Source organism: Acidimicrobiales bacterium (assembly GCA_016794585.1).
Taxonomy (GTDB): Bacteria; Actinomycetota; Acidimicrobiia; order Acidimicrobiales; family DATDAH01; genus JAEUJM01.
Window position 1 is genome coordinate 85,946 of record JAEUJM010000019.1, and the last position, 12,099, is coordinate 98,044.

General features: G+C 67.6%; 8 protein-coding genes. 4 read left to right on the forward strand and 4 right to left on the reverse strand.

Going from position 1 to position 12,099, the window contains the following annotated elements; genetic code table 11:
• Entirely contained in the window at positions 1-534 is a 534-nt protein-coding gene (locus JNK12_11410; protein MBL8776537.1) for a hypothetical protein, read from the reverse strand.
• Between the two features lie 216 nt (positions 535-750).
• Between JNK12_11410 and JNK12_11415 the strand changes: the two genes are divergently transcribed.
• From JNK12_11415 to JNK12_11425, 3 genes are all read left to right on the forward strand, one after another.
• Entirely contained in the window at positions 751-1,344 is a 594-nt protein-coding gene (locus JNK12_11415) for a signal peptidase I (protein ID MBL8776538.1), read from the forward strand.
• Positions 1,341-3,995 carry a bifunctional diguanylate cyclase/phosphodiesterase gene (locus JNK12_11420; GenBank protein ID MBL8776539.1) on the forward strand — a complete coding sequence of 885 codons (2,655 nt, stop codon included), beginning with the start codon at positions 1,341-1,343 and terminating at the stop codon, positions 3,993-3,995. Before JNK12_11415 ends, JNK12_11420 begins: the two co-directional genes overlap by 4 nt.
• Before the next feature lie 85 nt (positions 3,996-4,080).
• Entirely contained in the window at positions 4,081-4,710 is a 630-nt protein-coding gene (locus tag JNK12_11425; protein MBL8776540.1) for a hypothetical protein, read from the forward strand.
• A gap of 49 nt (positions 4,711-4,759) precedes the next feature.
• Here JNK12_11425 and JNK12_11430 read toward each other — a convergent pair whose 3' ends face one another.
• From JNK12_11430 to JNK12_11440, 3 genes are all read right to left on the reverse strand, one after another.
• The gene (locus JNK12_11430) at positions 4,760-7,744 is read right to left on the reverse strand and encodes a restriction endonuclease (GenBank protein ID MBL8776541.1); all 2,985 of its coding nucleotides are present in this window, start codon (positions 7,742-7,744) and stop codon (positions 4,760-4,762) included.
• A 217-nt stretch (positions 7,745-7,961) separates the two neighbouring features.
• Positions 7,962-10,256 carry a DNA helicase PcrA gene (gene pcrA / locus JNK12_11435; protein ID MBL8776542.1) on the reverse strand — a complete coding sequence of 765 codons (2,295 nt, stop codon included), beginning with the start codon at positions 10,254-10,256 and terminating at the stop codon, positions 7,962-7,964.
• A 65-nt stretch (positions 10,257-10,321) separates the two neighbouring features.
• Positions 10,322-11,134, reverse strand: coding sequence for a dienelactone hydrolase family protein (locus JNK12_11440; GenBank protein MBL8776543.1), 813 nt, complete (start codon positions 11,132-11,134; stop codon positions 10,322-10,324).
• Between the two features lie 24 nt (positions 11,135-11,158).
• Here JNK12_11440 and JNK12_11445 point away from each other — a divergent pair, with 24 nt between their 5' ends.
• Positions 11,159-12,094 carry a TIGR03621 family F420-dependent LLM class oxidoreductase gene (locus tag JNK12_11445; GenBank protein MBL8776544.1) on the forward strand — a complete coding sequence of 312 codons (936 nt, stop codon included), beginning with the start codon at positions 11,159-11,161 and terminating at the stop codon, positions 12,092-12,094.
• Positions 12,095-12,099: the final 5 nt, after the last annotated feature.

The following is a 12,099-nucleotide window of genomic DNA, read 5'->3' on the forward strand; positions in this document are numbered from 1 at the left end:
TCAGGCGCTCTGCGCCTCCCAGGTGAACCCGGCAGTGGCCGAGCGCCCCTGGGCGGCGTTGTCGTCGCGCAGGACGACCGTGACCCGGTACGTCCGGGAGGCGGGGTCGGTCGCGCCGGTGAACCCGCCGAGGCCGCTCGCGTAGCCCGTGTGGGCGGCCCCGAACTCGGCCAACGTGCCGGAGAAGAGAGTGGTCGAGGGCACGAAACCGCTGCATGACGACGCCCCGCCACCGCTGCCGGCCTCGATGTCGACCTCGAGGAAGCCAGCCAGGCCGTTCCCCCCGACCTCACCGTAGAGACGGACGTCGGCGGTCAGCGACCCGTTGTAGTCGACCGCGATGCAGCGCGTCCGCGCGTCGCCGGGGGCGAGGTTGGCGACGTCGAACAGGACGCTGCCGGCGTCGTCGTCGCTCAGCACCACGTCGCCGGCGCTGAAGGTGTTGGTCGAGTTGTCGGTGGTGTCGACGAAGGCCGCCCGGGTTCCGCCCAGCAGGAGCACCGCCACGAACGCGGCCGACACCACGGCCGCCACGGAGACGACCGCAAGTGCCCGCCGTGACCGCTCGCGTCCTGTACCCACCCTGTGCCCTTCGCTGCCGACGGCGCTGACGGTTCCCCTGTCGGCGGCGCCCGGACCGGCGCCAATGGGCCGAACGACCTATTTGGCCGGCCCCGACCTCCCCTCGCCGAAAACCTCGCCTCGGGGCGGGAACGACCGATGGGTCCCGGAGAGCACATGGCTGTGGACATGACTGTTGCCGAGCCGGCCGCACCACCGTCGGGCGAACGAACCACCAACGACCGAGGGCGGACCGGGGAGCGCACCCTCCTCCAGCGCGCCGCGCCGGTGGCCAGCCTGGTGTGCTGGTTCTACCTGTCGATCGTCGCCTGCCTCCTGGTCTGGGTGTTCGTCGTCCGCCTGCTCGTCGGGTGGACACCGATGGTGGTCACGAGCGGATCGATGCAGCCCAGCATCAATCCGGGCGACATCATCCTCTCCGGCGCACCCGCGGATGGCGGCGAAGGTCTCGAAGAGGGGACGGTGGTCACGTTCTCCGACCCGGTACGTCCCGGAGGGACCCTCACCCATCGCATCGAGCGGGTCACCGCCGACGGCACCTACGTGACGAGGGGAGACGCCAACGTCGCCGCCGACTCCTACGAGGTGGCTCCCGGCGACGTGGAGGGCGTGGGCCGCCTCCTGATCCCTGCGGTGGGCCTCCCCAAGGTGTGGCTGGAGCGAGGCGACCTGGCGCTGATGGCGCTCTGGGCCGTGGGCACCGGACTCGCGCTCTGGGCCGTGCTGCGGCGGACCCGGCGACCCGGCGAGGCCATGCCGTGACCGCTCCACCCGTCGGTACCCCCGACACCGCCCTGGCCCCTCCCCCTCCCCCTCCCCCGCCGGCCCCGTTCGCCACCGCACCAGCATCGACGCCGCACCCGGGCGTCACGCCCGGCGCCGCCCCACCGTCCGCACCGCCGGCGCCCGCGGCGGCACCGACGGCCGGCGGTGCCCCGGCCGGCTCCGCCCCGCCGCCCCACGAGGTGACACCCAAGGTCGAGCGGCGCACGTCGGTCCGGTCCAACCCGCGCCGGTCGGCCCAGGTCATCGGCTCCGCGCTGCGGCGGATGCGCTTCATCGTCGCCGCGCTGCTCTTCGTCCAGTACGCCACCTACCGGCCGGGCCCCGGCGACCCCACCCTGCCGACCTCGGGGGTGATCTTCGGCCTCGCCGTCGCGGCCGTGCTCGGGCTCATCAGCCTCATCTCGCTCGCCGGTGAGCGGACCTCCGACCCTCGCAAGCAGTCGCTGCTGTCGTTCGTCGAGATCTCCGCCGACAGCGCCCTGGTGCTGGCCCTCGCCACCTCACTCGACGTGTCCGGCCGCGACATCATGTGGGTGTTGCTCGTGGTGCCCGTCCTCGAAGGCGCCCTGAAGTACCGACTGCGCGGCGCGATGGCGGTGTGGGCCCTCATCTCCACCGCGTACATCGCCCTCATGGTCAACGCCGCCGGCGCCGCCCAGGAGGAGGTGCTCGCCGCCATCGACCTCGCCGTCCAGCGCGTGGGCGTCATCCTGCTCGTCACCATCCCGGCCGGCTACCTGTCCGAGCAGCTCCTGATCGACATCCGCAGCCAGCGCGACGCCTGGGAGCAGGCCTCCGAGCGGGGCAAGCTCCTCGAGACGGTCGCCGAGGCCGGTCACCGCGTCACCAGCATCGAGGTCGAGGTCGTGTCCGCCGTCACGTCGTCCGCCCTCGGGCTCGGCTTCGACGCGGTCGACCTCGCGGTGCGGCGTCCGTCGGGCGATTGGTTCGTCACCGGCACCCAGTCCACCAGTGACCTCCATCTTCCCGGCCCCGAGCGGCCCGCGGGTGGGGCCGTGGCCGCCGCCGCCACCCACCGCACCATGGTCAGCGATCGCTCCACCGACGTCCCCGAGGAGCTCGTCGACCTCCAGAGCGCCGGCCTCGAGGTCGTGGTGGCGAGCCCGCTCCACGCGCTGGGCGCGTCGGCGTCGCTCCGGGCCGGCGCCCGGGCGGGCTCGACGGTGAGCGCCGCACAGTTCGAGTGCCTCGAGCTGTTGGCGGCGCAGGCCGGCGTGGCCATGCGCAACAACGATCTGGTGGCCGAGCAGCGGGCCATGCGGGACCAGCTCGAGCACCGGGCCTTCCACGACGGTCTCACCGGCCTGCCCAACCGGGCCCGCTTCCTCCAGAAGCTCGAGGAGTCGGTCACCCGGCCCGCGCCCGTCGACGAGCAGGCCGCCGTGCTGTTCATCGACCTCGACCGCTTCAAGCCCGTCAACGACAGCCTCGGCCACGACGCCGGCAACGAGCTGCTCATCGCGGTGGCCCAACGCCTCGTGCGGGCGGTCGGGGCCGAGGACATCGTGGGTCGCCTCGGCGGCGACGAGTTCGTGGTGCTGCTCGACCGGGTCGCCACCGCGGACGACGCCACCAGGGTCGCCGAGCGCCTGGTGGGCGCCCTCAACGAGCCCTTCGTGGTCGCCAGCCACGAGGTGGCGATCTCCTGTTCCATCGGCATCGCCCTGGCGCCGCGCCCGTTCACCAACCCCGCCGAGCTCGTCCGTCGGGCGGACCAGGCCATGTATCGGGCCAAGGCCGGTGGTCGGGCCCGCTGGGCGCTCTACCAGGCCGGACACGACACGGCGTCGGTCACCCGCCTCCAGCTCGAGGCCGACCTCCGGACCGCGTTGCAGCGCGACCAGCTACGCCTCGTGTACCAGCCCATCTACCGGGCGTACGACCAGTCCATCGTGGCGGTCGAGGCCCTCGTGCGCTGGGATCACCCCCAGCACGGGGCCATCCCGCCGAGCACCCTCATCCCGATGGCCGAGGAGTCGGGACTCATCGTCGACGTCGGCCGGTGGGTGCTGCGCACCGCCACCCGCGCCCATGCCCAGTGGCGCCAGGCCCCCCGGGGCGCCACGCTCCTGCTCGCCGTCAACGTCTCCCCCAGCCAGCTGAACCACCCTGCCTTCAGCGCCGACCTCGACCGCATCCTCGGCGAGACGGCCATGCCCCCGGCATCGCTCCTCCTCGAGGTGACCGAGAACGTGGTCGCCCTCGGCAGCGATCTCGTCGACCTTATGAAGAGCCTGCGGGCCCGCGGCGTGCGCCTCGCCCTCGACGACTTCGGGCAGGGGCAGACGTCATTGCGCCACCTCCGCGAGCTCCCCCTCGACGTGTTGAAGATCGACAAGGTGTTCGTGGACGGCCTCGCCGGCGAGGAGGACCACGACCGGGCCATCGTCCGATCCGTCATCGGCCTGGCCCACGAGCTCGGCCTCCGCGTGATCGCCGAGGGCATCGAGGTCGAGGAGCAGCTCGTGCTGTTGCGGGAGATGCGCGCCGACCTCATCCAGGGCTACCTCCTGCACCGGCCCACGAGCCCGGAGCAGGTCGCCGTCCTCCTCGGCGGCGTGCCCACCCCGCTGGCGGCCCGACCGCCCATGGGGGTGCGAGCATGATCCTCGAGGCTGCGGAGCGGAGCGGAGCAGCGGCGCTCGACGAACCGGATCCCGAAGGGGCACCGACGGAGGAGGTGCAAGGCGAATGAGCCGGATCCTGGAGCGTGAGAGCGGCCCCATCGACCTCGCCGCGGAGGAGGCCAGCACCGGGCGCACCACCGCCCGCTCGCTCGCCACCGCCATCGCACTGTTGATCGTGAGCGTCCTGGTGGTGACCCGGTCACGCGCCGCACTCGGCACCCAGGACGCCGGGGCCGACGTGAGCCTCGGCGTGGGCTCGGTCGAGCTGACCGACGACGACGCCGGCAGCTCGCTCTTCGCGGTGGACGACATGGTCCCCGGTCGGCCCGAGCGCGACTGCATCGTGGTCAGCTACGAGGGCAACGTCCTGCCCGTGACCGTCGGCCTGTCCACCGAGGCCGAGGGGACGCTCGCCGGGCTCCTCGACGTGCAGGTCGAGCGGGGCACCGGTGGCGCCTTCCAGGACTGCACCGGCTTCACGCCGACCGAGACGGTCTACGACGGCACGCTCGCCGGCCTGGCCGCACGCGGCGACGGTGTCGAGGCGGCCACCGTGACCGAGCTGCCTGCCGCGGAGACGTTCCGCTTCACCTTCGAGCTGGCCGGCGTGCCCGAAACCGACGAGACCGACGCCACGGCGTCCGCCCGGTTCATCTGGCAGGCCGACCCCGCCGACGTCCCCGACGAGAACTGACGGGCCAGCTGCCAGGCCCTCAAGCACCGCCAACCAGGCCTCACTCAGATCACGCCCACGCCAGCGAACTCGCTATCGCCGTCTCAGCTTCCTCAACGAACCTGGTGAGAAGAGGACCAGCTCCAGCGCCGCAGGTGCCACGCACAAGCTCATTGAACGGCTCAAGGAGGCTGAGTGCTGGCTCCGCGACTCCTGGGGAGTTCAATACATTCAACTGCCGCCCGAACTCAGATCGGTCATCGATACGACTCCACACCGGTGATTCGCAAGGAATACGATCACCCCAGCCGAACTCAAAGCTCGCGGCGCTCAATGACAAATCGTCAATCGTTCGGCGTCGTCGCTTCCGCTGATCCGACCTGCCCCCGGACCGATGACCGACCTGAATGGACATTGCCAAACTAGAGGCATATATAGGTGCCTCGAAGCGCCCCGTCTCTCGATACTCTTGGAGTAACTGAGAGCCAGACCGAACAAGATAACCACCTACGACCACACATCTCTCAAGGGACAAATTGTTGAGGAATGCCAGTGGCATACGAAAGTCAAGGAGAAGGAGACACGACTCGAGAACGCCAGTAAACTGGGTATCGACCTCACTGGTGAAGTCAGCGCCACCTACCAGGCGACCCAGACTTGCCCCCGGCCGAATAGTGACGAGCGAATCCACGGCTTCGATACGACTCACTGCCGAGGATTGAGCCTGCTCGACCCTGATCTCAGACACCGATTCGGCAATGCTCAAACGCCTAATAGCTCCTCCGCGGACACTCACGACGCCCTTGACTAGGTCGACGCTGGTAGCGGTCCCACCGTCCACCGACACCGCCAACCGGTCGCACTCGGTGAGAGCCACCGCGCTCACGTCACGGAGCACCATCTCTCCGACCACATCCTCGCACGTCACCGACTTGGCTCCACGAAGTTCCAAGCGAACGTCAGATCTCAGAATACTTGTGGCGTCAATACTGCCGTTAAGCACGCACTGATCAAGCTTGCAATCCTCAAGCGACAGCTCCAAAATGTCCAGTTGGTCGAACACGATGTCTCGCAAGTGGGATTCCCTGATCCGCAAGGTCCTTCGTCGAACATGTGGAACCGAACCCTTGTCCAGGTCTGCGTGAGACACGTCTTGGGGACCATAGAACAAAACGGCGAGCAGATTACTCCGGATCGCAGATTCACGCGATCTTCCTGCGTCTTGCAGTCGATTCGTACGAGAGATCCACTCCGCAATCGCTACATGCAGGTCATTCGATCCGCCTGAGTCGGTCACAACCGTCATGGCGCCGAGAAAGTACAGCACTTCTTGCGAAAGCGGTGTCTCCAATTCCGTCATATCAGAGCCGACAAGCACCGTCTGGCGTATTTTCGACGCCAAGAAGAATTCTAGGAACGACTTGTGGACGAATCGAAGATTGCCGTCATCATCCGTTGTGAGGAAGGAACACGTACGAAGATCGGTCATGACACGTTCGACAGCATTACCGTGTGTCTCCGAACTAACTCGCGGTGGGCTCGGTTCCAGTCGCCGGGCGAGTCGTTCTGCTTCCTCCCGACTTAGATGAAGTTGCTGTAGGGATGTCATTCTCCACGCACACAGCTCAGCGAACTGTCGACGCTTCGTGACACCCAGACCCTTCCTACGTGCTGGTACCTTATGCGGATCGTCTTCCAGCCGGATCTCGGTATAGACCTCGTAAAGCTCAGATGCCCCAAGCGACCGAGTGCGATCATATATGTCGATACCTCCCGAAAGCACGGTCCTGACTATCATCTGCAGAAGAATCGGTCTAGTAACCAAGTCCGAAAGGTCGTATACCGCCTCTAGGAAGTCTAGAACATCACCAGGATCCGCTATACCCAGATCTGCAAACTCATCGCCTAGAGCGCATACATACGAGCGCACTTGATCCATCGTCAGAGGTTGAATTACGAAGGTCTTGCACTCCCACACCGGTGCCGGTCGATCTCCACGCTCGCGCTGCATTTCCTGCTGTAGTGTCGAATACAGTGTTCGGGCGCGCGAACTCGTGACGTGGCGGTCTTCATCACCGGTGGCAGCGCGCGAAGACACTGAGCCGGCAGCCGGTTTCGTCAACCGTTGATACTCAGCTCTTGTAGCGAAATAGCTGGGCCGGCTCGACAGGATTGCTGGAGACCTGCTGAAGAAGAGTGGCGCTATGCGTGCCATATACGCAGCGCGATCCTTTGCCGAAGGTTGGACGGCGATCTCGTCAAATCCATCGAACAGCAGCAGGTACTGTTCCTCGTCAACCAGACGCCAGAACGTACGAAGATCGCATTGACTGCCCAGGTCCTGCATTAGAGATGCTCGTATGTACGAGTCGAGATCGGGATAGTCTAGCAGGCCCTTAAGGCTCATCATGAATGGAACGCGCCCCTCTTTAGATGCAAGATGAGACTGAAGGAGTTGGTATTTGATGCGCTCCAACGCTGTGGTCTTGCCCGCACCATAGTCGGCAAGAAGAACGACGGAGTTGGTCTCGGGGTCTGCATCAAGAGTAGAAACCAGCGTCAGCACAGTGGCCCCTGACGCTCGGCGGCCTTTCAAGGCGAGTCCTATGTCAATGAACCGCGTCGAAACCTGCGTGCGCTCGTACTCCAACATCCAGTTGCGCAAATGATCCTCGTTGTAGACGAGGTCTCGGCGTACATCATCGATGGTGGATAGTCTAATCCGGTGATCTGTCTCGACCAGCGCTCGAGATGCGCGCGTAATCGCTGTGTTGGTAACGAGTACCGCCGTAGCAACTTCTCCGGCGGTTAGCAGAATAGTTGCCGTATGAATGAAGTCTCGCACCTCTTGTATCGGAACCGAGCCTGTCCTACGGTGCTTAACCTCAACTGCTATTCGTAGAGGGCGGATTCCTCCAACTGAGCGCTCCGCAAGAACATCAATCTGACATTGCCGGATCAGCACATCCTCGGTGACGCTGTAGCCAAGAGCCCGATATAGACGCGCCACTTCGTGTTCAAAGGCGCGCCATTCCTCATCGTCCTTAGAGGTCATGGTAATGTTCCAGTTGTTCGGTTTGCCTCATCGTCTACGAGCATCGGAACGGTAGCATCGTCGAACGGCAGTTGGCGATGAAGTCGGGCGGTGAGCGCCCCTGCGACGGTTATCGCTGTTTGTCGAATCCTCCCTACATGTGTGTGCTCGCGGACCTGGGGCCCGGCACAGGGTCCTCACTTGACCCGATCTGGACAGGGTGGTTCTCGGTGCCCGGCTAGAGCTTCTCCAAGGGTGCCCAGGAGAGGAGCAGCACCTTCTGGCCGGCGTCGCGGAAGTGGACGGTGGCCTGCGTCTTGTCGCCGCTGCCCTCCATGTCGATGATGACGCCCTCACCGAAGGTGCCGTGGCGGACGTCGTCGCCCACCCGCAGGCCGAGGGCATCGGCACCGCTGGGTTGGGGGGGCGCCGGCCGCAGGGCCCGCTCGACCACCTCGTCGCGGTGGCGGTCCATGGACGAACGCCCGGGTGAGTGCGACGAGTACGACGAGCCGCCACCCCCAGAGGACCGACCCTCACCGGCGAACGTGGAGGCCTGGCGCCGCCGTCCCACCGCCCGGCTGCCCTCCACCACCTCGACCAGCGCCTCCGGGATCTCGTCGAGGAAGCGGCTGGGCGGGTTGTACTGCGTCGACCCGTAGAGCATCCGGCTCCACGCGTGGCTGAGGAAGAGGCGCTCCCGGGCCCGGGTGATGCCGACGTAGCAGAGGCGGCGCTCCTCTTCGAGCTGGTCGGGCTCGCCCAGCGAGCGCAGGTGCGGGAACACGCCGTCCTCGAGGCCGATGAGGAACACGTTGGGGTACTCGAGGCCCTTGGCCGAGTGCAGGGTCATCAGCACCACGAACGAGTCGTCGTCGTCGAGCTGGTCGGTGTCGGCCACCAGGCTCACCTGCTCGAGGAACTCGTCGACGCTCTCGAACTCCTGCGCGACGCCCACGAGCTCGGCGAGGTTCTCGAGACGGCCCTCCGCCTCGACGCTGTGCTCGGCCTCGAGCTCGTCGGCGTAGCCGGTGCGATCGAGCACGGCCTGCAGCAGCGAGGCGGGCCCGTCGGCGGCGATGCGACCGAGCTCGTCGAACAGCTCGAGGAAGGCGGCGATGCCCTTGACCGCGGTGCCCTTGACCCCTGCCTCCTGTGCGGCCCGCAAGGCGTCGATGAAGGCGAGGTCGTGCGACTTGGCCCAGGCGTCGAGCCGGCCGATGGTGCTGTCCCCGATGCCGCGCTTGGGGACGTTGAGGATGCGCTTGATGCTGACCTCGTCCACCGGGTTGACCGCCGCCTTCATGTACGCGAGGGCGTCCTTCACCTCGCGTCGGTCGTAGAAGCGCGTGCCCCCGATCACCTTGTAGGGCACGCCCTGGCGCATCAGCTGCTCTTCGAGCACCCGGCTCTGGGCGTTGGTGCGGTAGAAGACCGCGAAGTCCCCCCACCGGGCGTCGCCGTCGTCGTGGAGGCGCGACATCTCGTGCACCACCCACTGGGACTCGTCGCCCTCGTCGTCGGCGTGGTAGCGGGCGATGGCCATGCCCCCGCCCTGGTCGGTCCAGAGCTCCTTGGGCTTGCGGCCCATGTTGTTGGCGATGACGGCGTTGGCGGCGTCGAGGATGGTCTGGGTGGACCGGTAGTTCTGCTCGAGGACGATCACCGTGGCGTCGGGGAAGGCCTCCTCGAACTCGAGGATGTTGCGGATGTCGGCGCCGCGGAACTGGTAGATCGACTGGTCGCTGTCGCCCACCACGCAGACGTTGCGGTGGCCGCCGGCCAACAAGAGGACCAGCTCGTTCTGCACCCGGTTCGTGTCCTGGTACTCGTCCACCATGATGTGGCCGAAGCGCCGCCGGTAGTGCTCGAGCACGTCCGGGTTCTTCTGGAAGAGCTCGACGGCCACCATGAGCAGGTCGTCGAAATCCATGGCCCCCGCCCGACGCAGGCGCAGCTGGTACTCGGAGTAGACGTCGGCCACCTTGCGCTCGTAGATGACCTGCGCACGTTCGGCGTACTCGTCGGCGCGGATCAGGTCGTTCTTGGCCGCGCTGATGGTGGCGTGCACGCCCCGTGGCGGAAACCGCTTGGGGTCGAGGTTGAGGTCGCGGATGACGTAGCCGGTGAGGCGGCGGGCGTCGGACTGGTCGTAGATCGTGAACGACGACGGGTAGTCGAGGCGGGCCGCGTCACGGCGCAGGATGCGCACGCAGGCCGAGTGGAACGTCGACACCCACATCTTGGCGGCCACCGGGCCCACCAGCGCCGCCACGCGCTGCTTCATCTCGTCGGCGGCCTTGTTGGTGAAGGTGATGGCCATGATCTCGAAGGGCGAGACGCGGTGCTCGCGGATCAGGTGGGCGATGCGGTGGGTGAGCACGCGCGTCTTGCCCGAGCCGGCGCCGGCGACCACCAGCAGCGGGCCCTCGTGGTGCAGGACCGCCTCCTGCTGCGCGGGGTTCAGACCGTCGAGCAGGCTGGCCGCGCCGCCCCCGCCGAAGGGGTCGGCGGAGGGGCCGGACGAGCTCACGCGCTCACCCTACCCGTGCATCACATCCCTGGGATTTCGAAGGGTGGGCCCGTTCGGACCCGGCCTCAGGCCTCGCTCAAGAGGCGCTCGCGGAAGAGATCGAGCACCTGGTTGAGCGCGTCGTGGGTGGGGTGGCCGGGCTCGTCCACCAGGTGCTCGGTGAGCACCGAGTGGGCGTTGGTGGGGATGCCGTGGGGGTTGCCCTTCGACGAGTCGATCTCGACGCCCACGAAGCCGTCCCCCAGCTCTTCGCGCAGGCGGGCGAATCGGTCGGCGGGCATCACCGGGTCGCCTGTGAAGCGCAGGCCGAGCACGCAGACGCCCTCGTCGACCCGCTCCTTGACGCGGGCGAGGTCCGCGTCGGAGATGCCGAGGTCGCGCTTGCGGCCCCTGCCGACCGGGAAGGGCAGCGACGGCTGGCTGAGCACGGGGGCCACCACCTCCTCGTCGACCATCATGGCCAGCGCGAACCCGCCGGTCAGGCACATGCCGACCACGCCGACGCCGGGCCCGCCCAGCTCGTCGTGCAGGTCCCGGGAGAGGTGCCGGAGCCACGCCGTGACCGGAGAGGTCCGACCCGCTGCCCACGTGGCGAACTCCTTCGAGACGCAGGCACCGGTCAGCGACCGGGCCGCGTAGCCGTTCGAGATGGGCCGGCCAGGGTCGCCGAACAGCGACGGCATCGCCACGGTGCAACCGAGGTCGACCACCCGGCGGGCGAAGTCGGCCACGGCCGGCGTGATGCCCGGGATCTCGGAGATGACGACGACCGCGGGGCCCTCACCCTTTCGGTAGACGGTCTTGCGCTGACCGTCGTAGGTGACTTCGTGCGCGACGAAGTCGTCCAGTGGGTCCCAACCGTCGGGGGTGTCCGCCATGGGCCGAAAGTAGTCTCTGCCGCCATGCCCCACCCGTTCCGCTTCGGCGTCCAGTGCGGCCACTGCGAAGGCGGCGCCGCCGGCTGGGCGGCCCTCGCCCGCAAGGCCGAGGAGCTCGGGTACGCCACCTTCACGATGGGCGACCACCTGGACGCGCAGTTCTCCCCCACCGTCGGCCTGATGGCCGCGGCCGCGGCGACCAGCACCATCCGCATCGGCGCGCTCACCTATGCCAACGACTACCACCACCCCGTCGTCCTGGCGAAGGAGGCGGCCACCCTCGACCTGCTGTCCGACGGCCGCCTCGAGCTGGGGGTGGGGGCCGGCTGGATGACGAGCGACTACGAACAGGCCGGCATCCCCCTCGACCCTGCCGGCACCCGCATCGACCGCCTGGGCGAGGCACTGACCGTGATGAAGGGCCTCTTCGCCGACGGTCCCGTCGACTTCCGCGGCGACCACTACGAGATCCGCGGGCTCGAAGGCACACCGAAACCGGTCCAGCGCCCCGGACCGCCCTTGCTCCTCGGGGGCGGGGGTCGGCGGATGCTGACGCTGGCGGCCCGCGAGGCCGACATCGTGGGTCTCAACTTCAACCTCCACGGCGGACGCATCGACGCCAGCGTCGGCCCCGACGGCACCGCGGAGCACACCGCCGAGAAGATCGCCTGGATCCGGGAGGCCGCCGGCGCCCGCTTCGACGACCTCGAGCTCCAGGTGCGCATCCACCTCGCGGTGATCACCGACGACCGCGTCGGCCTGGCCGAGCAGCTCGGGCCGGGCTTCGGCCTCACCCCCGAAGCCGCCCTTGCCAGCCCCCACTCGCTGGCGGGCACCGTCGACGAGATCGTCGACGAGTTGGTCGAGCAACGCGAGCGCTTCGGCATCTCCTACATCGGCCTCAGCATGAGCGCGATCGACGACATGGCGCCCGTCGTCGCCCGCCTCGCCGGCACCTGACACTG